This is a genomic window from Streptococcus rifensis (genome assembly GCF_053203525.1).
The window spans coordinates 47004-66153 of the sequence record NZ_JBRUCW010000014.1; the positions used below are offsets into that span (position 1 = coordinate 47004).

Here is a 19150-nt window from a genome sequence, read left to right on the forward strand (position 1 = left end):
TAATTAATTTTCTTTTTTGCCATTAATATCCGTCATCAAGAGTTGGTAAAAACTCTCTAACGTTTGGATTTCTTTTGATTGGCCCATGGTTTGTTCATAAGTCTCTCTTTGGGCCAGTAGTTGATTAACCATCTTATTTAAGTTAGCAACTGTTAATGCGTCTTCTTGAAGTGTTGGTGCATAGCCTTGTTTCTCAAAGTAAGTAGCATTTTCAAGCTGGTCACCACGGCTAGCTTTTTTACCAAGTGGCACGATCACATGAAGTTTTTTCATGGCTAAGAGTTCAAAAATCGTATTGGACCCACCTCGTGTCACTACAATATCAGCCAAGCTAATAAGCGGTTGATAGAGTTCGGTTGCATAAGCCAGACGGTATACGCCAGAACTAAGTTCTTCAAACCCTTTATCTCCTGTTAGGTTAATGATATTATAGTTTTGTGTCAGGACTAATTTATAATCAGTGATAAAGTCATTGAACACCTTGGCACCACCGGATCCACCTACAAATAAGAGGGTTGGTTTTTTGGCATCAAATGCTTCTAAAACCGGCTTAAGGTCATCCGGTAATGTCTCTGCTTTTTCAGTAACCTTAGTGACTGCCCCAATGTGTTTCGCTTTTGTCAAGCCATGTCCCTGATCAAAGGTTGTATACATCTTATTTGCAAACTTATAGGCAATTTTATTGGCAAGCCCCATAGACAAATCCGATTCATGAATAAAAACCGGAACACCAGCTAGCTTAGCAGCAATAACTGGAGGCACCGATACGAACCCACCTTTTGAAAAAAGAGCCTGAGGTCTTGATTTTAGCAAGATAAAAAAAGACTGAAGGACACCCCAAATCACTTTAAAGACGTCTTTGAGGTTCTCCCAACTGAAATAGCGACGAAGCTTGCCCGAAGAAATTCCATGGTAGGTTATAGGATAGCCTGATTCTGTTATTTGAGTACGTTCGATTCCTTCTTTGTTTCCAATGTAATGAACATCCCAACCATCTTCAATTAATTTGGGAATAAGGAGGAGATTGAGGGTCACATGTCCTACCGTTCCTCCTCCAGTCAATACTATTTTTTTCATTTATAATACCGTATCCTTTAATTTAGCAACTGTTTCGATGAAAACATCCCCCCGTACTTCAAAATTAGTATACATATCCCAGCTTGCATTAGCAGGACTAAGAAGGACTGTATCACCAGCAGTTGCTAACTCAAATGCTTTTAGGGTCGCATCTGCAATGTCGGTTGCAGTCACAAAAGGAACTCCTGCGGCCTCTGCCGCTGTAACCATACGAGGCGTAGACTCTCCAAGAATAACCATGTGTTTCAAGCCTTTGAGGTCTGGCACTAATTCGTTAAAATCATTGCCCCGATCGAGACCGCCTGCAATCAAGATAACCCTTTCATTTGCAAATCCAGACAGAGCTTTTTGAGTGGCTAGGATATTGGTTGACTTACTATCATTAAAGAATTTGACCTCTTGAACCTCTCCAACATATTGCAGGCGATGCTTAACCCCACTGAAATGTGTCAAGGTGTCTTTAATTGTTTCGGTGTCAATGCCAGATAGTTTGGCCACAGCAATCGCCGCAAGTGCATTTTCAACATTATGAAGACCGGGTACCCCAACATCTGTTGCTGCCATAATTGGCTCATCTTGGAAATAAAGCATTCCGTCTAGTAGGTAGGCTCCGTTAACTTTTTCGTCCGTTGAAAAAGGTAGGATGGTAGCCTGAGTCTGTGCTGCCAGATACTTGGCTGTATCTTGGTTAAAATTCAGAATGAGGTAATCCTCTTCTGTCATGTTTTTCTGCAATTGCCACTTAGCGGTCACATAGCTATCAAAATCCCCATGATAGTCTAGATGTGTCGGCATTAGATTGGTTATCACGGCAATATGAGGTTTGAATTGATCAACTCCCATCAATTGAAAGCTTGATAATTCCATAACGAGGATGTCATTGTCAGTAGCCTTTTGAGCGACACTTGAGGCTGGAAATCCAATATTTCCACTTAGATGAGCAACTTGCCCACCGGCATTTAACACCTCAGCAATCATGGTTGTCGTAGTTGTTTTCCCATTAGATCCTGTGATGCCAATAATGGGAGCATCCGAAATGAGGTATGCTAGCTCAACTTCTGTTAAGATTGGTATTCCTTTTTCTTGAGCCTTGACAACCATGGGATTCGTATAGGGAATCCCTGGATTTTTTACCATAAGGGCAAAATCTTCATCTAGCAATTCTGTTGGATGACTGCCACAGATTACTTTGATGCCTTCTTCTAAGAGACCTTGAGCCATTTGATTTTCTTCAAAGGGCTTGCCATCATTAACGGTCACAATTGCCCCTAATTGGCTCAATAATCGAGCTGCGGATTCACCAGATTTTGCTAGCCCTAATACAAGGACTTTTTGATTTTCAAAAGTTGTGGGATTTTTCATACTATCTCTTTTTCTTAACGCGTCGTTTTTCTTACTATTCTACCTTGAAAACCTGATATTTTCAAGAAAAGAACGAGGATGAAACCGAAAATACCTGTTTTCAGTTTCATCCCCGTCCGGTATGTGTTTTAAATGAAGACCCTGACTCTGGCGAGTTTCCTTACCAATCTGAGTTCAACTAGAATCTCTTGATGAGCAAAATTAAAAATTAATATCATTTGTCTCAGTTTCGTAACAACTCATAATTCTATCGACTATACAATTTTAAGGTTTGCTGACAATCTTATTTTTAGATTTTGTTTTTAACTTTGGGGTCATTTTTTCCATATCCCAGATAGCCCAGAATCCTAAGAAGACAACGATCCCACCAACCCAAACTTCAAGGGTCGAGCGTGTCAGACTGATAATGGCTAGTATGATTGAGGTCACGACTAAGACAACCGCAAATACAAGGAGCATCAAGTTCAGGGTCCCCTTAATAGCCTTAGGTGCGGCAAAAATGTAAAACAGTACCAGCAAAATGGCTAAAATCAGGTAAAACATAACTACTCCTTTCTATATTAATTGCTTAGTCGGCTTGTTTTTTGTATTTGTTAGCCTTGTCACGCCCAGCTTTATCAAGGATTTGCTTGCGCAATCGGATTGATTCTGGTGTGACTTCCATGTACTCATCGTCGTTCAAGAATTCAAGCGACTCCTCAAGGGTCAAAATCCGTGGTGTCTTGATGACAGAGGTTTGGTCTTTGGTTGCTGAACGGACATTGGTCATCTGTTTAGCTGTTGTGATGTTGACCGTCAAGTCATTATCGCGTGAGTTCTCACCGATGATCATTCCTTCGTACACTTCAGTTCCTGGATTAACAAAGATGGTCCCACGTTCCTCGATACGCATGATGGAGTATGTTGTTGCCTTACCAGCATCAATAGAGACAAGTGCACCACGGTGGCGGCCACCGATTTCACCTGGAACGACTGGCAAGTACTGGTCAAAGGTATGGTTCATGATACCGTATCCGCGTGTCATTGACAAGAACTCTGTTGAGTAGCCAATCAAGCCACGAGCTGGGACGAGGAAGATCAGACGGGTCTGACCGTTGCCTACCATTTGCATATCAAGCATGTCCCCTTTACGTTCTGAAAGGGATTGAATAACGGATCCTTGATATTCTTCAGGTGTGTCGATTTGGACGCGCTCAAATGGCTCACATTTGACACCATCAATCTCTTTAATGATTACTTCTGGCCGAGACACTTGAAGCTCATATCCTTCACGACGCATGGTCTCAATAAGGATAGACAAGTGCAATTCTCCACGGCCTGACACCGTCCATTTATCTGGAGAATCAGTTGGTTCAACACGAAGAGAGACGTCCGTTTGAAGCTCTGCTAAAAGGCGTTCTTCTACCTTACGAGAGGTCACCCACTTTCCTTCACGGCCTGCAAATGGTGAGTTGTTAACCAAGAAGGTCATTTGAAGCGTTGGCTCATCAATGCGAAGAATTGGTAAAGCTTCAACGGCATCAGTCGGTGTGATTGTTTCCCCGACAAAGATGTCCTCCATACCCGAGACAGCAATCAGATCTCCAGCTTTGGCTTCTTGGATTTCACGGCGCTCAAGGCCGAAGAAACCAAAGAGTTTGGTCACACGAAAATTCTTAGTCGTGGCATCCAGTTTAGACAAGGTAACCTGGTCGCCAACCTTAATGGTTCCACGGAAGACACGTCCGATACCGATACGACCGACGAAGTCATTATAGTCAAGAAGAGATACTTGGAACTGAAGGGGTTCGTCCGAGTTATCCACCGGTGCCGGGATATGCTCGATAATGGTGTCAAAGATTGGCGCCATCGTTGCTTCTTGATCTGCAGGATTATCAGATAAAGATGATGTTCCGTTGATAGCTGAGGCATATACCACTGGGAACTCCAACTGGTCATCATCCGCTCCAAGTTCAATGAAGAGTTCAAGAACTTCATCAACCACTTCTTCAGGACGAGCAGAAGGCTTATCAATCTTATTAACAACGACGATTGGAATCAAGTCTTGCTCCAAGGCCTTTTTAAGGACGAAGCGGGTTTGTGGCATGGTTCCTTCATAGGCATCGACAACCAAGACAACCCCGTCAACCATCTTCATAATCCGCTCCACTTCACCACCGAAGTCCGCGTGCCCTGGCGTGTCCATGATGTTGATGCGAACATCGTTGTAGGCAACGGCCGTGTTTTTCGCAAGGATAGTAATCCCGCGCTCTTTTTCGATATCGTTGGAATCCATAGCACGCTCGTCCAAGTGAGTACGAGCATCAAGGGTTTGTGATTGCTTCAATAGTTCATCAACCAAGGTTGTTTTTCCGTGGTCAACGTGGGCAATGATAGCAATGTTACGGATATCTTCTCTTAATTTAGTCATGTTTCCTCTTTATTATATTTAAAATTCTTTCAACTATTCAGTATAGCACAAACTTTTTCAAATTGCTGATTAGACCATGCTGTAAATGTTTTCATCCTTCTTAACGAAAGTTCCCAAAAGATTTCCTTTTCCAAAAGGAAAAAGGCTGTTCTTAGACAACCTTATTTTCTTTCACTTTTCCTTCCCAGTTTTCAAGTCCGTAACTGAGGATGTAGATTTCTTTAAAGCCATTTTTCTTTAGCAAGAGAGCCGCATTAGTCACTAGGCCTCCCCGAAGATTTTCATAGAGCAGAACTGGCTTATCCTTACGCAAGGCGCTGAGGCTATCTTTGAGCTGTGCTTGAGGGATATTACGGGCACCCAGGATATGCTTGCGATTAAAAGCTGAGGGGTCTCTCACATCGATTAGCTGGCCACTGCGCATCATATGCCTAAAATCGTCGTTCTCAAGTAAGGTAGCGGCTTGACGCAAGCGCCAATAGCGGTAACCAGTATATGCTGCTACAATAATGACTGTTAAACCTAATATTATCCAATTATTCATCTTTTTTCCTTCTCTTTTCAATATATGCTAATTCTCTCCGATGTTCTTGTCGCAGGATTAGCTCTGCTTGAAGATATTCAGGGCTTGAAATAAGCCCATTTTCATGGACTTGTTTCAGTTCAATCTGACTCATTTCTATATCGTAGAGACGATTCCCCATATAAACCAATATCCCAAATCTCTTCAACAATTGCTGAACGTCGTAAAAGGTTTTCATGTTTCCTTATTTTATCAAAAGTTTAAGGTTTAATCAAATTTCTTCCTCGTTTTCAAACCAAAGAGAAGCAGGCCTTCGATCTGAGCCAAAGGCAGTTCCATCTCAAAAACTAAATAGATTTTCTGTTCTGATTGGAAAAACCACCTTGACATACGTGTTGCTGACAGATTTAGTGACCGTTAGGGGTGACTGGCAAGTAGCCTCTTTCCATACAATGATAACGGACTAGAAGGTGTCTTGGTCTGTATTTTCCTGCCATCGATGCTGAGGATGAAATATCTGATAGTCAGCTTCAATTCCCTGAGAAGAAAGAACAACTCCATGAAGCGCTCCCTGATAAGCAGCACCTCCATCAATGTTTAGCCTGTTATTTTGATACCATAAATGTGTCTCCGCTGCATCAGAATGTAGATATTGAACCGGGGTATGGCCAAAAATCACCAATTTTTCAGGTCGGGCAGGATGATTATAAAACTCTTCCCTCAGCCATACAAAATCTCTGTCACTCGTTTGACGCCAATCTGAAAGATCTAAATTAATCCCTGCATGAACAGCAATGAAAAATTCATTTTCACTAAAATAAGGCAAGTTTTCTAAAAAAGGCAACAAATCTGGATAGTTTTGACAGATGGTCTGCGCTAATTCTGCCGGTGATAAGGTTTCACTGGCCCCTTCATACAGCAAATCATCTATAGTTTCCTTGCCACCATTTCTTAAGTAATTCAAAAATCGTTGTTCCGGATCCTTCAACCAGTTTTGAAGCATTTCCTCATGATTACCCTTGAGGCATATCGCCTTGCCAGCAGCGACTAAGTCCATTACTGTCAACAAACAATCCTTGCTTTTGGGTCCTCGGTCTACTAAGTCTCCTAAAAAGACTAAGTCTTCCGTTTCTTCATTCCAGTGCTTCAGCAACTGTTCCAACAGATCAAATTCTCCGTGGACATCCCCAACGATAAACCATTTCTCTTTCATATTGGCTCCTCACTTTGACATTAGTATACCACGGGACTGATCTTTTTGCAGAAAAAAATCTTACTTAAAAATATTCCACAGCTCCATTAACACCAAAAAAGCTAGACAATTCTTTTAGAGAATTGTCTAGCTCCTATAAGATCTATGAAAGTCACTGAATGACATGTTCCCATTATAATTTCGGTGCGTTCCCAAGTTCAGCCTGAAGCATCCAAATGTGTTTTTCTAGGCTAGCTTTAGCACCTACATAGATGTCATTAGTGACATCGTCGCCCTCTTTATCAGTCACATCAAGAGCAATTTGGAAGTGATCCGCCAAGTAACGGAAGACTTCTACGACACGTGCCAAATGGTCTGTCATTGAAAGACTAAAATCTCCTTTGACTTCAACCAATTGAGACTGTTCATCAAACTCTTTAAGGGTTGAAAATGGTGCCCCACCAAGCGTAATCAAGCGTTCGCTTAGTTCGTCCAAGTATCCGTCCAATTCTTCCATATAGTCATCCATTTTAGGATGGTAGACCAAGAAACCTTGGCCACGCATATACCAATGGATTTGATGGAGAATGCTATGAGCTTTGGATAGATCTGCGACAGACTGATTTAAAACAGCTTTTGTCGTTTGAAGGACATCAGCCTTGTTAAGTGCTACAACAGATGGTTTTGTGTTTGTCATAATGGTCTCCTTCTCTTTTCTATTGTTACTTTTATTATAACGCTTTAAAAAAAGCTCTGCAAAGATTAGTGATTAAATTAGAAAAGTTGCACAATTTTAGATCAATTACGAATAAAGAATTATGAGATATTTTTTACTTTTTTTCATAGGAGCGAGTCTCGGATCCTTTTTTGGGCTTGTGATTACACGCTTCCCTGACCAATCTATTATAAGTCCTAGCAGTCATTGTGATCAGTGTCAACGCAAACTAGCCTACCGTGATTTGATTCCTATCTTCTCACAGCTAGCTAATTGCTTTCGCTGTCGTTTCTGCCAGCAAGCGTTTTCGTCTTGGTATTGGCTTTTAGAAATTACTTGCGGTTCTCTTTTCTTATTAACCTGTCTAGGTCAGCTGAGCTGGGGTGAATTAATTGTCTCTTATGCTCTGCTGGTTCTTACCATCTATGACAGCAAAAACCAGACCTATCCACTGATGGTCTGGCTAAGTTTCTTTATATTAACGAGCTTGCTTGCTCCTTGGCAAATGGCTACCGTTATCTGTTTCTTTTTGGCCGGCTTAGCCCAGTTGGGCTACATCCCGATGGGAGCAGGTGACTTCCTCGTCCTAGCCAGCATTAGCCTCGTTTTTTCTGTCCAAGAACTCCTCTGGCTCCTCCAGATAGCAAGTCTCCTAGGCATCGCCTATTATGCGGTTCGAAAAACGAAAGGCAGTATCCCGTTTGTTCCCTTTCTGGGTATTGCCTATACGCTTTTGATGCTCGTGAGGGTCTGGTGAGAGGTTTTTAGAAAACAGTCTTGTATGCTTTTTTCAATCCCTCGTACACACCATAAGCCAATAAGCCACCTAGAGCATTGGTCCCGAGGTCATCGATTTCAAAAACACGCTTAGCATCAATCAAGAGGTCAAGTAACAGCTGAGTACACTCGATGCTTAAACTAATGTAAAAGCTGTAGAGGAGGGCTTTCTGCCAGCTCCGCCATTTTGGAAAGAGAAAAAGAAGCCCCAAAACCAGGGGGAAAAGCAGGAAAACATTGGCCGCATTTTGGAGGAGAATCCAGAAATAATCCAGCGGACTCTCCACCTGATTGGCATTCACAAAACTGTTGAAAGGGATAGGTAAGATATAGAGCCTGCCTATCTGCATAATGCCAGGCGTTGAGACTTCTTTTACCTCAGGAAACACATCCTGAGGTAAAAAGCACATCAAGGCGACCAAAAAACCATAGATACTGGTTAGCCAACGTACTATTTCTTCTCCTTTATGGGTTAGCTCAAAGTCAGGCTTGAAAAAGCGTGTCATCAGGCCTGCTCCTTGATTTTTGCAGCATCCCGCTTCATGGTGTTCGACCGCAGTTGGCCACAAGCTGCGTCAATATCCGTGCCATGCTCTTGACGGACTACACAATTGACGCCGTTTTTCTTGAGAACATCGTAAAAAGCAGTGACACGCTCTGGTGTCGAACGCTGATACTGGATATGTTCGCTGACAGGATTATAGGGAATGAGATTGACATAGGACAACTTGCGGATGTTTCTCGTCAAATCTGCTAATTCCTGAGCCTGTTCAACTCCGTCATTGACCTCGTTGAGCATAATATACTCAAAAGTCACTCGGCGATTCGTTGTTTCAATGTAATATTCGATAGCTGCAAAGAGTTTATCCAGCGGGAAATTGCGGTTGATCCTCATAATCGAACTACGCAAGTCATTATTTGGCGCGTGAAGCGAGACCGCCAGATTGACCTGAATCCCTTCGTTCGCAAACTCACGAATCTTGTGGGCCAAGCCAGAGGTTGAGACGGTGATATGACGAGCACCGATAGCCAGCCCCTTATCATCATTAATGGTTCTGAGGAAATTGAGGACATTGTGATAGTTATCAAAAGGCTCTCCAATCCCCATAACAACCACGTGGCTGACTCGCTCACCCTGACCACGTTCGTCAAAGTACCTCTGGACCAACATTATTTGCGCGACAATCTCACCTGCTGTCAAATCACGTTGCTTTTTAATCAAGCCAGAAGCACAGAAGGTACAGCCGATATTGCAGCCAACTTGAGTGGTCACACAGACGGACAAACCATAATGCTGACGCATCAAAACAGTCTCAATCAGCATACCATCTGGTAGTTCAAACAGATACTTGACAGTGCCGTCGGCAGACTCTTGAACAATACGTTGTTGGAGAGGATTGAGAACGAAGTGTTCAGATAATTTTGCTAACAAACTTTTGGAGAGGTTGGTCATCTCCTCAAAACTTTGCACGCGCTTGTTATAGAGCCAATCCCAGATTTGCTCTGCCCGAAAGGCCTTTTCTCCTTGTTCTAAGACCCAATCTTTCAATTGGAGCCTCGTCAATCCATATAGTGATGGGGTCATCTTATCTTTCCTTTTTATAGTGTTTACCCTATGAGCGTTTGAGCGTTGGTCTTTATTTTTATCCGTATACTAGGCTATTTTTGACGGATGATAAAGTCGCGTTTTCCAGAAATCACTTCTTTTTTGACTACTGGAGAAGGCTCAGTTTGAGGACTTGAGAGCTTATTATCTTTGATACCAAAATGCCGTTTTTCTGTTTTGGAACGGTTATTGCGTTTGCGATTCCGCTTTGGCTTTTCTGCTGCCTGTTCAGGCACTTTATCCGAAGATTTACTATGATAACGAGGTTCTGAGCGTTTCGATGCCTGTTGAGTTTGATTGTCAACGTTTCTTTCTTGATTCTGATTTTGTCTTGGGCGACGTCTGCGACGACGACCCCTTTCCTGTTGCCTTGACGAACGCATTTCCTCTGCCTCTATCTCTGGCTCTTGCGGATTGGGATTTTCTAACACAAAATAGGCACACCCGTAATTACAAAACTCTAATAAATAATCTTCCAAACGACTTATTTTTAAGGCTATCTCTTCTGTGTTTTCGTCTTTGTAAAACCCTTTTAATCGAAGTTGTTCATTGCCCCAATCACCGACAATGTAATCAAATTTAAGCATATAGGCTGTGAAGCGTTGTTCAAAAGCCCTTAGATCAAAAGCTTCCTTATAATTATCAACCAAGGTTAAGGCTATCTCTTCTGACCGAACTTGGTCCATGAGGCGTTCAAATTTAGGTCCTGGGTATTTATTATAATTGTACATTTCCGGCGTAATTTCGCGTTTCATACAGTTCCTTTCTCGCAATTAGGATCATCCTATGCTAGTTCATAAAAAAGCTTGAACAACTATAGCCGTCCTAGGCTTAGAACGGTAACTGTTGCTCTCAAACGGTTGCGTGATGCCGAAGCTGTTTCTGCACCATCTCCTAAACTGCCAATTAACTCGTCAAGATTTTTTTAATCTCATCATCCTATAGCGCTGCATTATCCTAATCCTTTTCTGATTAGTTTAGTTCTTTTTAAATACCTTTATTATACCTTATTTTAACCAATCGTGGGGACATAAAGGGAATTTTCAAGCAAGAAAGAAGCCAAAAAGGGAACCAGCCTACCCAGCTTGTTATTTTAGGATAGGCTGGTTCAGATAAAATACTCAAAACATAGGAAGAGACCTATTTTGAACTAGTTCCCCAAGAGACATTACTATAAAGAATTTCTGCAAGACAGTTCCTCGTCAAATCAGTCTTCGCCAAACCAAATAGCAATTTCTCTCTGGGCAGATTCGACAGAGTCAGATCCATGGACCATGTTGCGCATATCGCCATTTGAATCTGGACCTTGCGCAAAATCAGCTCGAATCGTTCCCAACTCAGCCTCAGCCGGGTTGGTTACTCCCATCGTTTTGCGCCATGTTTTAACGGCATCAGACCCATAAAACGTGCCAACTACTATAGGCCCTTCAAGCATGTAGGTTTCAATCTGATGGTAAAATGGTTTTTCTAATAAGTCCGCATAGTGCTTGGCTAAGATTTCTTTGTTGGCTTGGCGTAACTCCATCCGGGTCAATTGAAAGCCTCGACGCTCAATTCGCCTTAGCACTTCACCAACGAGACCACGTCTAACACCATCTGGTTTAATGATAAACAATGTTTCTTGCATGCGACTACCTCCGTTTCTTGTGTTAACTTCATTTTACCATATTTTTGATGTTTCAGAAGTTTTTCCAGAAAGAATTAACAGGCTACTATCAGTTCATAAGGGTATCAAAAAAAGTAGGAAGAACTTTTTTAATCAAGTTCTTCCTACTCTCTCATTTTGTGTCAATCCTATAAACAATAGCTGTAGAAGATGGCAACCGACTATTCGTTTATTGGTAGTCTTAAAAGTCTTCGACAGTTCGCCAGTCTAGCTAACCTTTCTCCAAATAATCAATGGCATCTTGAACTGTTTTGACAGGAACGATAACCATGTCTGTGTCTATTTTTTTCGCTGCTTCCAGGGCTGTTTGGTAGTTATTTTTAGCGGATGGATCTGTCTTTAGGATTTCTTCATCTACCGGATTGTCTGGGGCAAAAAAGATTTCTGCACCGCTATTGGCTGCTGAAACAACTTTCTTGTCAATTCCACCAATGTCGCCAACTGTTCCCTCTTTTTCAATGGTTCCAGAACCAGCAATATGACGCCCTGACCGCAAATCAGGGTCTGCAACTTGAGTGTATATGCTCAAGGTAAACATCAGTCCTGCAGAAGGGCCTCCGATACCCGCTGTACTAAAGGCGACATCGTGCGAACTAGCGACTTGAGTATGGTCGGTCAAGCCTATACCAATCCCATTTTTCCCATTGTCTAACTTGATGATTTGGCCTTTTTCGGTCAAGGTTTGGCCATTGGATTGGAAGGTCACTTCCACATCATCCCCCAACTCCTGTTTAGAAACATAATCAATCAGGTCTTGTGATGATTCAAAGGATTGCCCATTGACCTTTGTTACGGTGTCAGCAATGTGAAGGATTCCTTGAAAGGTTGAATCTTCCATAATCTGCAAGACATAGACACCCAAGTAATCCATAGAAATCTCTTCCCCTGCCAAGGTCAAGGCTTGATACTCTGCCATGTTTTGCGAGGTTTCCATATAGAAATTATTAATGCGAGTAAAGTCCTCTGTACTGGCGCCTCCAGTCACTTCATCTTGCGAATGCACATCGGTAAAGGGCGTTACCCAAGCATAGACCAAACTGGCAACTGTGGCTGGCATCATCGTGATGTAAGTGAAATTATAGGAGCCGTCTTGCGTATCCGTTTCACCATCTACTGTCAAGACTGTTCTGACATCTTGAGCACCGCCTGGAGCTTCAATATAATAGGGGATGGGAATGATAAAGGCCGCAAGCAATGCTACCAATAACAAAACTAAACTAATCAGCAGGTTGCGCTCTTTTAGGCGACTATTGTTTTTCTTCAAGATACTTCTCCAATTCTATTGCAATTCTATCAGGGACATAAGCTGTAAAATCAGCCTTAAATGTGATTAATTCGCGAACGCCACTTGAGCTGACATACTTATATTCAGGCTTGGCTAAGAGATAAACCGTCTCGATTTCTGGAGCAAGGTTTCGATTATAGAAATCAAAACTAGCCTCATATTCTAAATCCGACGCATTTCTAAGGCCACGGACCAAATGCGTCACGCCTTCTCTTCTCGCAACCTCAACAACCAGTTGATTTTCCGAGGTCAGCACCCGAACATTATCCAAATGAGATAAGGCTTTTTCGAGCCCGTCTAAACGGTGTTCCAGTGGAAGTAGTCCCTGTTTATGAGGATTATAAAAAATCCCAACAATCAATTCGTCAAAGAGCTGACTAGCTCGCTCGATAAGATCTAAATGACCAAGAGTCATGGGATCAAAGGATCCTGTAAATAATCCAATTTTTTGTGACATGTTTTACTATCTCCTAATCTGGATGTCTAGTTGGCATTTTCTTTGATAGCGGTATGACTAGCAGAAAAATACGCACCTGCTAAAATAAGAAGAAAGCGACCAACTGGCCTTTGACCAAATCCTTCTAAAAGAATCTCTCCTCCTAAAAGAACCAGTATGAAAACAAAAAACCAAAGAACGGGCTTCCACTTGGGTTTGTCAAGGCGCCCTGCTAGCTGTCCTCTCACTAAAAACATCAACATAAGGTAGGCAAAGGCGACCAATACCCAAGTTAAGATATCCATAAATTCAGTCATCATATCTCCTAAACATCATCTCTAAAATAAAGGTACAGTGGCAATCCAACTAAGAGCAAGAAACGATAGATGTCACTAGCGTCAAGCCCCGTATTAATCCAATCCACTAAACAATATATCCCTTGAAAAAAAGCTAGGACTAAAAAGAGCGGGTTACGAGTCCTTGTCCAAGCACCTACACCCTCTTGATTTTTGAGCTTGTAGTGACGAACAAGATTTTCCAAGCGATTCAAACGCCATAAAAGATAGATCAGCAATACGATGACACAACCAATCAACACGTAAATCCATACCTTGGCCATAACTCATACCTCATCAATGAATATAAACCGTTATTTTTGATATCCCATAAACTTTTTGTTTCCATATCCCTAAAGAGCCAATTTCATCAGGTAAATTAACCCCTTTATCTGTCTCACAAACCACCATAACATCTGGACTGAGCAAATCTTGGTGGTCTAACATGGACACCATGTTAACAATTTGCTCCTGGGCATAGGGAGGATCCAGAAATACCAGATCAAATTTTCCTGATAAATGTTTTAAAGCCTGTCGATCGTCCATTTTGAGCAAGTCAAATTTCCAGGCTTCCTTGGTCATTTGAATATTTTCTGAAATAATAGACTGCGCTCGGCGGTCCTTATCCACTAAGACAGCTTCTGACATGCCGCGAGAAACCGCCTCAATCCCTAAGCCCCCACTGCCAGCATACAAGTCCAACGTGCGGCCACCGTCAAAATAAGGTCCTATCATGTTAAAAATAGCCCCTCTAACCTTGTCTGAAGTCGGGCGAGTGGTCTTGCCATCCAAGGTTTTTAGAGGCCTACCACCGTATAAACCAGATACAATTCTCATAACCTTTATTATAGCACAATCCTATCTTATTTGACATCTGCCAAAAGAGCTTTCACAGCTGTCACTAAATCAGGTGTCATCCGCCTTGGCCCTCGAACAGTTGTCACACCCAACTCACGTAATCGTTCAATGGGGAAGTCTGTGTCAGCCAAAGTTCTTAACAAGGTAACTGTCATCCAATCTTTTCCATTTTCCTGAAACGTATCCGTGATCTGGCAGAGGTAACGCATGGCACGTGTCGGGGCTGTAATGTATATTCCCATGATATCTCCAGTCTTAATTTTACCTTTTTGTGGCCAAATTTGTTCTTTGTTCGCTGCAAAATCAAGGCCAATATCATATAATTTTAGGTTAGCTGGAATGATCCAATAATCTGGTTCACCATCATCAGCTTGATAGCCTTTTGGCGATACCAGTTGACGACTATTGGCTACCAAGCTAAGAATGGTTTCATCAGAGACCGTATTATCTAATATAATCGTTATCCAACTCTTTTTATTCATGTGATAACTCGGATAGAGCCCTTCCTGATTGAGAAGATAGGGCAAGACCCTTTCATCTATCTTGATGTTTAGAATATCGACCAGTTCTGATCGCCCTGATTTTCCACGGTCAACCTTGTCGCGTGTTACGGACATGGAAAGAGCATACCATTTCTGATTGGCTGGGTTGCGAAAAACAACTGCATCCGGAATGCGCTGAAAGGGATGATCAGGACGGTCTCCATAAGTTCTTATTAACCCTTCAGCTAGACGATTGGCTTGGTCTGAACGAAACAGGTGGTCTGTAAAACATGCTTGGGCTATCTTTTCTAAAATCTGAGCATAACAATCCCTCACCTGATTAACGAAAGCCCCGACAGGACTTACCACCTGATAGGCGAGGTAGGGTTCTCCTAAATCAAGATCAATAATTTCGCCTACAACTTCTCCATCTGCTAAGACACGGATGTAAGCTTCAAAACTATTTTCCAAAAATGTTTCCCGATACGCCCAGTTTTCTCCTTCTTTGATAAAGCCAAAGGCAGATAACCGTGTCCAGTCAACCTGTTTTTTCTCAAAAAATGGTGCTTCAAAAGACATCCATTGACTCCTCTCTTGTGAAAAAAGAAGCCGTCACCCGCAGAGTGATGGCTTCTTTTTGTTGCTATAATTGATGCTGAACTGACATCCCTTATTCAGCAGGAATGGCCTCTGTTTCAAGCGTTTCTTCAGCAACGACTGCAACAGCTAGCTCTTCCTGAACGGGTTCAAGAACAACCGGGCTTTCAGCAATCACGACTTCCTCGACTGCTGGGATTGGCGCCACATAATCGACAACAGGCGTTTCCTGGACATAGACAGGGGCAACCTCTTGGACTTGCTCGACAGGAACAGGTGCCACTTCCTCTACTACCGGCTCACTGGCTGTCTCCTCTTTCTCTTCTTTTTGAGGTTGTGACGTTTCTGCTTCCACCTCCACTGCTTTAATTGCTTCTGCTTGTCTACGAACTTCAATCGCTTCTTGGTAGGTTTTTAGGTAAAGACTACTGCTTACAATTAAAATAAAGGCACTGAATATAAACTGTAAGATTGGGGTAAGCGATGATTTTTTGATAGTCACTTCAATCTCCCTCTTTACTTTTTGATATAAGTCTATCACTGTACTGGTCTGTTTGTCAAGGCAGAAAACGTCAACTTGCTTTCTGGTCGTTTGCTTTTACTCCTACCTCTATTTTCAGTAATTTTTCAAACTTATTCCTTAACTTTTCCATTTTTAGTTTTAAATTTTTTTTAGTATTGATTGATTTTTCTAACTATTCGTACCTTTTTCTTGAAAACGCTTACCAAATCGTGGTACACTATTAGAAATAGAGAAAAGGAGGATTATTTATGGCCTACCAAATCATTTACCCTTACACAAACGAAGTCTTGAAGACTTACGACAACTGCTCTGATGCAGATATTGACAAAGCCCTTGAAACAGGCCACCAGTTATACAAAACCTGGCGCCAGGAGGATAAGCTCCAAGAGCGAAAAGAACAACTCCATAAGGTTGCCGACATTCTTCGGCGTGACCGAGACAAGTATGCTGAAGTCATGACCAAAGATATGGGCAAACTTTTCTCAGAAGCCCAAGGCGAGGTTGAACTTTGTGCCTCTATCGCTGATTATTATGCTGATAAGGCTGAGGAATTCCTGAAACCCGTTCCACTGGAAACAGATGCTGGTGAAGCCTACTATCTGAAACAGGCAACAGGGGTCATCTTAGCAGTAGAGCCTTGGAACTTCCCATTTTATCAAATCATGCGGGTCTTTGCGCCAAACTTTATGATTGGTAATCCCATGGTTTTAAAACACGCTTCAATCTGTCCAGGGTCTGCTCAGGCTTTTGAGGACCTTGTGGCTGAAGCTGGAATTGTTGAAGGTGCTTATAAAAATCTTTTTGCGGATTACGATCAAATCTCCAAGGTCATTGCAGACCCACGTGTTTCGGGTGTCTGCTTGACCGGTTCGGAACGCGGTGGGGCCTCTATCGCTGCTGAAGCTGGTAAAAACCTGAAAAAATCCTCTCTTGAGCTTGGTGGAAATGATGCGTTTATCATTCTCGATGATGCGGATTGGGAGGACCTTAAGGCAGTGATTCCAGATGTTCGCCTCTACAATGCTGGACAAGTCTGTACCTCATCAAAACGCTTTATTGTCATGGCTGAGCATTATGATGCTTTCCTAGAGCTATTAACCGAAGGCTTTAAGGCTGCTAAATGGGGAGACCCAATGGAGGCTGATACGACACTAGCACCGCTCTCTTCAGCAGGTGCTAAGGAAGAAGTCCTTGAACAGATTACCCTAGCTCTTGATAATGGTGCTCGTCTGGTCTATGGCAATGAGCCGATCGACCATCCTGGTAACTTTGTTATGCCAACCATTCTGACAGACATCACCAAAGATAACCCAATCTTTAATCAAGAAATCTTTGGTCCGGTTGCGTCTGTCTACAAAGTCGACACTGAAGAAGAGGCTATTGCCCTTGCCAATGATTCAAGTTATGGCCTTGGTGGAACAGTCTTTTCAAGCGATCCAGACCATGCTGCGCGTGTTGCTGCCCAGATTGAAACCGGTATGTCCTTCATCAATTCTGGTTGGGCATCCCTACCTGAACTCCCGTTTGGTGGTATTAAGAATTCAGGCTATGGACGTGAACTTAGCCAACTCGGATTTGATACCTTTATCAATGAACACTTGGTGTTTACACCTAAAAAAGCCTAAACACACCAAAAGCCTTCTGACAATTAGGATGTCAGAAGGCTTTTTTGATGATGTCATATTGCTAATTTACAATATAGTGAAGCCCATGGCTAATAGCCATTATCTTGAGCCAGTCTTATTTACTAGACCAAACAGACTCAAGGATATTGGTCTGCTCACGACCTGGTCCAACGGAGAAAGTCGAGATGCGGATACCGGTCAACTCACTGACGCGACGCACATAGTTGCGGGCATTTTCTGGCAGATCATCCAAGCTACGAGCACCTGTGATATCTTCAGACCAACCTGGCATTTCTTCGTAGATTGGCTTACAACGTTTGAGGGTTTCAAGACTTGCTGGATAGTAATCGATACGCTCACCGTCAAGATCATAGGCCACACAAATCTTCACTGTATCAAGGCCTGACAGAACGTCAATCGAGTTTAGGCAGAGGTTAGTAATCCCTGAAACACGGCGGCTATGGCGCATGACAACGGAGTCAAACCAGCCGACACGACGGGGACGACCAGTGGTTGTCCCGTATTCTTTGCCGACTTCACGGATACGGTCGCCCACTTCATCGAAGAGTTCCGTAGGGAATGGCCCATCACCAACACGGCTGGTATAGGCCTTGCAGACACCCACTACCTTGTCGATCTTGCTTGGACCGACACCAGAACCGATGGTCACCCCACCAGCTACCGGGTTAGAGGAGGTTACAAAAGGATAAGTTCCTTGGTCGATATCCAACATGACCCCTTGTGCCCCTTCAAAGAGGACTCGCTTGCCTTGATCAAGGGCGTCGTTAAGGATAACAGAGGTATCCGTAACGTATTGCTTAATTTGCTGACCGTAGTCATAGTATTCTTCAAAAATCTCATCAAAGCTGATTTCATCAGAGTCGTAGAGTTTTGTAAACTGGCGGTTTTTGTCCGCTAGGTTAATCTTGAGGCGCTCCGCAAAGATCTCACGGTCCAAGAGATCTGCGATACGAATCCCAACACGCGCCGCCTTGTCCATATAGGCTGGACCAATTCCCTTGATGGTTGTCCCGATCTTGTTGTCGCCTTTAGCGTCTTCTTGCAACTGGTCCAACTTGATGTGGTAAGGCAAGATGACATGGGCACGGTCTGAAATTCTGAGGTTATCCGTTGTCACGCCATTTTCATGCAAGTAAGCCAATTCTTTGACGAGGGATTTAGGGTTAACCACCATCCCGTTTCCGATAACCGAGATTTTTTCGGGGAAGAAAATCCCTGACGGAATCAAGTGCAACTTGTATTTAAAGCCATCGATAACGATGGTATGGCCGGCATTGTCACCCCCTTGATACCGCGCAATCACCTCGGCATTGGCAGATAGGAAATCCGTAATCTTACCCTTACCTTCATCACCCCACTGGGTACCCACAACAACAACTGATGTCATATCTCTCTTGGAAATAGCTGAGCTACTTCCGTCCTTTCTCGATCAAACATGGCAGGAATCTCACCTGCGAGTTTTGCTCATACCGTTTTATTATACAGAATTTAAGCTGCTTTTTCAAGATTTGACAGGGTAAAGTTCGGTTATTCTATCATTCGAAAGTGATAATGTCCTAGTTAGGTCGAAGGTAAAAATGTCCCATCTGTTATTCTAGTATCATGCAAAGGATAGACTTAACCATGACAGAAACAAGAAAATACCAGACCATTAAGGCTG

22 protein-coding genes are annotated in these 19150 nt (G+C 42.7%); 2 read left to right on the forward strand and 20 right to left on the reverse strand.

Annotation, left to right across the window (positions count from 1 at the left end; genetic code table 11):
• Positions 1–3: 3 nt before the first annotated feature.
• From ACVRYP_RS08840 to ACVRYP_RS08875, 8 genes are all read right to left on the reverse strand, one after another.
• The gene (locus ACVRYP_RS08840; RefSeq protein WP_447468356.1) at positions 4–1077 is read right to left on the reverse strand and encodes a UDP-N-acetylglucosamine--N-acetylmuramyl-(pentapeptide) pyrophosphoryl-undecaprenol N-acetylglucosamine transferase; all 1074 of its coding nucleotides are present in this window, start codon (positions 1075–1077) and stop codon (positions 4–6) included.
• A complete protein-coding gene (gene murD, locus ACVRYP_RS08845) occupies positions 1078–2439 on the reverse strand; it encodes a UDP-N-acetylmuramoyl-L-alanine--D-glutamate ligase (RefSeq protein WP_447468357.1) in 1362 nt (453 codons plus the stop codon). It lies immediately after the preceding gene.
• 264 nt (positions 2440–2703) lie between these two features.
• A complete protein-coding gene (locus ACVRYP_RS08850; protein WP_447468358.1) occupies positions 2704–2982 on the reverse strand; it encodes a DUF3165 family protein in 279 nt (92 codons plus the stop codon).
• A 25-nt stretch (positions 2983–3007) separates the two neighbouring features.
• The gene (gene typA / locus ACVRYP_RS08855) at positions 3008–4849 is read right to left on the reverse strand and encodes a translational GTPase TypA (RefSeq protein WP_447468359.1); all 1842 of its coding nucleotides are present in this window, start codon (positions 4847–4849) and stop codon (positions 3008–3010) included.
• Between the two features lie 151 nt (positions 4850–5000).
• Positions 5001–5393 carry a rhodanese-like domain-containing protein gene (locus tag ACVRYP_RS08860; protein ID WP_447468360.1) on the reverse strand — a complete coding sequence of 131 codons (393 nt, stop codon included), beginning with the start codon at positions 5391–5393 and terminating at the stop codon, positions 5001–5003.
• The gene (locus ACVRYP_RS08865) at positions 5386–5610 is read right to left on the reverse strand and encodes a YqgQ family protein (RefSeq protein ID WP_447468361.1); all 225 of its coding nucleotides are present in this window, start codon (positions 5608–5610) and stop codon (positions 5386–5388) included. The genes ACVRYP_RS08860 and ACVRYP_RS08865 overlap by 8 nt, the downstream gene beginning before the upstream one ends.
• 225 nt (positions 5611–5835) lie before the next feature.
• Positions 5836–6585 carry a metallophosphoesterase gene (locus ACVRYP_RS08870; protein WP_447468362.1) on the reverse strand — a complete coding sequence of 250 codons (750 nt, stop codon included), beginning with the start codon at positions 6583–6585 and terminating at the stop codon, positions 5836–5838.
• Positions 6586–6757: 172 nt separating this feature from the next.
• On the reverse strand, positions 6758–7261 hold the full coding sequence (locus tag ACVRYP_RS08875) for a Dps family protein (RefSeq protein ID WP_447468363.1): 504 nt from the start codon (positions 7259–7261) through the stop codon (positions 6758–6760).
• 121 nt (positions 7262–7382) lie between these two features.
• Here ACVRYP_RS08875 and ACVRYP_RS08880 point away from each other — a divergent pair, with 121 nt between their 5' ends.
• Complete coding sequence (locus ACVRYP_RS08880; protein WP_447468364.1) at positions 7383–8036, forward strand: prepilin peptidase; 654 nt, start codon at positions 7383–7385, stop codon at positions 8034–8036.
• Between the two features lie 7 nt (positions 8037–8043).
• Here the strand turns inward: ACVRYP_RS08880 and ACVRYP_RS08885 are convergent, their stop codons facing one another.
• From ACVRYP_RS08885 to ACVRYP_RS08935, 11 genes are all read right to left on the reverse strand, one after another.
• On the reverse strand, positions 8044–8562 hold the full coding sequence (locus ACVRYP_RS08885; RefSeq protein ID WP_447468365.1) for a VanZ family protein: 519 nt from the start codon (positions 8560–8562) through the stop codon (positions 8044–8046).
• Positions 8562–9641, reverse strand: a complete 1080-nt coding sequence (gene rlmN, locus ACVRYP_RS08890) for a dual-specificity RNA methyltransferase RlmN (protein WP_447468366.1) — start codon at positions 9639–9641, stop codon at positions 8562–8564. The genes ACVRYP_RS08885 and rlmN overlap by 1 nt, the downstream gene beginning before the upstream one ends.
• Before the next feature lie 74 nt (positions 9642–9715).
• Positions 9716–10417, reverse strand: coding sequence for a YutD family protein (locus ACVRYP_RS08895; protein ID WP_447468367.1), 702 nt, complete (start codon positions 10415–10417; stop codon positions 9716–9718).
• A 452-nt stretch (positions 10418–10869) separates the two neighbouring features.
• The gene (ndk, locus tag ACVRYP_RS08900) at positions 10870–11289 is read right to left on the reverse strand and encodes a nucleoside-diphosphate kinase (RefSeq protein ID WP_447468368.1); all 420 of its coding nucleotides are present in this window, start codon (positions 11287–11289) and stop codon (positions 10870–10872) included.
• Between the two features lie 250 nt (positions 11290–11539).
• Positions 11540–12556: a SepM family pheromone-processing serine protease gene (locus tag ACVRYP_RS08905; RefSeq protein ID WP_447468379.1), complete on the reverse strand. Its 1017-nt coding sequence runs from the start codon at positions 12554–12556 to the stop codon at positions 11540–11542.
• Between the two features lie 19 nt (positions 12557–12575).
• The gene (gene coaD, locus ACVRYP_RS08910) at positions 12576–13070 is read right to left on the reverse strand and encodes a pantetheine-phosphate adenylyltransferase (RefSeq protein WP_447468369.1); all 495 of its coding nucleotides are present in this window, start codon (positions 13068–13070) and stop codon (positions 12576–12578) included.
• Positions 13071–13096: 26 nt separating this feature from the next.
• The gene (locus ACVRYP_RS08915; protein ID WP_447468370.1) at positions 13097–13366 is read right to left on the reverse strand and encodes a hypothetical protein; all 270 of its coding nucleotides are present in this window, start codon (positions 13364–13366) and stop codon (positions 13097–13099) included.
• A gap of 8 nt (positions 13367–13374) precedes the next feature.
• Positions 13375–13668, reverse strand: a complete 294-nt coding sequence (locus tag ACVRYP_RS08920) for a hypothetical protein (protein ID WP_447468371.1) — start codon at positions 13666–13668, stop codon at positions 13375–13377.
• 13 nt (positions 13669–13681) lie between these two features.
• Positions 13682–14221 carry a 16S rRNA (guanine(966)-N(2))-methyltransferase RsmD gene (gene rsmD, locus ACVRYP_RS08925; protein WP_447468372.1) on the reverse strand — a complete coding sequence of 180 codons (540 nt, stop codon included), beginning with the start codon at positions 14219–14221 and terminating at the stop codon, positions 13682–13684.
• 26 nt (positions 14222–14247) lie between these two features.
• Entirely contained in the window at positions 14248–15303 is a 1056-nt protein-coding gene (locus ACVRYP_RS08930) for an MmcQ/YjbR family DNA-binding protein (protein WP_447468373.1), read from the reverse strand.
• Between the two features lie 91 nt (positions 15304–15394).
• The gene (locus ACVRYP_RS08935; protein WP_447468374.1) at positions 15395–15823 is read right to left on the reverse strand and encodes a hypothetical protein; all 429 of its coding nucleotides are present in this window, start codon (positions 15821–15823) and stop codon (positions 15395–15397) included.
• Positions 15824–16092: 269 nt separating this feature from the next.
• Here ACVRYP_RS08935 and ACVRYP_RS08940 point away from each other — a divergent pair, with 269 nt between their 5' ends.
• Complete coding sequence (locus tag ACVRYP_RS08940; RefSeq protein WP_447468375.1) at positions 16093–17469, forward strand: NAD-dependent succinate-semialdehyde dehydrogenase; 1377 nt, start codon at positions 16093–16095, stop codon at positions 17467–17469.
• Positions 17470–17584: 115 nt separating this feature from the next.
• Here ACVRYP_RS08940 and ACVRYP_RS08945 read toward each other — a convergent pair whose 3' ends face one another.
• Entirely contained in the window at positions 17585–18877 is a 1293-nt protein-coding gene (locus tag ACVRYP_RS08945) for an adenylosuccinate synthase (protein WP_447468376.1), read from the reverse strand.
• Positions 18878–19150: the final 273 nt, after the last annotated feature.

What these genes read in the sequence shown, in the direction of transcription:
- ACVRYP_RS08945 (WP_447468376.1), bottom strand. Translation starts at nt 18,877, where the DNA reads ATGACATCAGTTGTTGTTGTGGGTACCCAGTGGGGTGATGAAGGTAAG.
- ACVRYP_RS08870 (WP_447468362.1), bottom strand. Translation starts at nt 6,585, where the DNA reads ATGAAAGAGAAATGGTTTATCGTTGGGGATGTCCACGGAGAATTTGAT.
- ACVRYP_RS08860 (WP_447468360.1), bottom strand. Translation starts at nt 5,393, where the DNA reads ATGAATAATTGGATAATATTAGGTTTAACAGTCATTATTGTAGCAGCA.
- ACVRYP_RS08895 (WP_447468367.1), bottom strand. Translation starts at nt 10,417, where the DNA reads ATGAAACGCGAAATTACGCCGGAAATGTACAATTATAATAAATACCCA.
- ACVRYP_RS08875 (WP_447468363.1), bottom strand. Translation starts at nt 7,261, where the DNA reads ATGACAAACACAAAACCATCTGTTGTAGCACTTAACAAGGCTGATGTC.
- ACVRYP_RS08865 (WP_447468361.1), bottom strand. Translation starts at nt 5,610, where the DNA reads ATGAAAACCTTTTACGACGTTCAGCAATTGTTGAAGAGATTTGGGATA.
- ACVRYP_RS08850 (WP_447468358.1), bottom strand. Translation starts at nt 2,982, where the DNA reads ATGTTTTACCTGATTTTAGCCATTTTGCTGGTACTGTTTTACATTTTT.
- ACVRYP_RS08915 (WP_447468370.1), bottom strand. Translation starts at nt 13,366, where the DNA reads ATGACTGAATTTATGGATATCTTAACTTGGGTATTGGTCGCCTTTGCC.
- rlmN (WP_447468366.1), bottom strand. Translation starts at nt 9,641, where the DNA reads ATGACCCCATCACTATATGGATTGACGAGGCTCCAATTGAAAGATTGG.
- ndk (WP_447468368.1), bottom strand. Translation starts at nt 11,289, where the DNA reads ATGCAAGAAACATTGTTTATCATTAAACCAGATGGTGTTAGACGTGGT.
- ACVRYP_RS08840 (WP_447468356.1), bottom strand. Translation starts at nt 1,077, where the DNA reads ATGAAAAAAATAGTATTGACTGGAGGAGGAACGGTAGGACATGTGACC.
- coaD (WP_447468369.1), bottom strand. Translation starts at nt 13,070, where the DNA reads ATGTCACAAAAAATTGGATTATTTACAGGATCCTTTGATCCCATGACT.
- ACVRYP_RS08930 (WP_447468373.1), bottom strand. Translation starts at nt 15,303, where the DNA reads ATGTCTTTTGAAGCACCATTTTTTGAGAAAAAACAGGTTGACTGGACA.
- ACVRYP_RS08880 (WP_447468364.1), top strand. Translation starts at nt 7,383, where the DNA reads ATGAGATATTTTTTACTTTTTTTCATAGGAGCGAGTCTCGGATCCTTT.
- murD (WP_447468357.1), bottom strand. Translation starts at nt 2,439, where the DNA reads ATGAAAAATCCCACAACTTTTGAAAATCAAAAAGTCCTTGTATTAGGG.
- typA (WP_447468359.1), bottom strand. Translation starts at nt 4,849, where the DNA reads ATGACTAAATTAAGAGAAGATATCCGTAACATTGCTATCATTGCCCAC.
- ACVRYP_RS08920 (WP_447468371.1), bottom strand. Translation starts at nt 13,668, where the DNA reads ATGGCCAAGGTATGGATTTACGTGTTGATTGGTTGTGTCATCGTATTG.
- ACVRYP_RS08885 (WP_447468365.1), bottom strand. Translation starts at nt 8,562, where the DNA reads ATGACACGCTTTTTCAAGCCTGACTTTGAGCTAACCCATAAAGGAGAA.
- rsmD (WP_447468372.1), bottom strand. Translation starts at nt 14,221, where the DNA reads ATGAGAATTGTATCTGGTTTATACGGTGGTAGGCCTCTAAAAACCTTG.
- ACVRYP_RS08940 (WP_447468375.1), top strand. Translation starts at nt 16,093, where the DNA reads ATGGCCTACCAAATCATTTACCCTTACACAAACGAAGTCTTGAAGACT.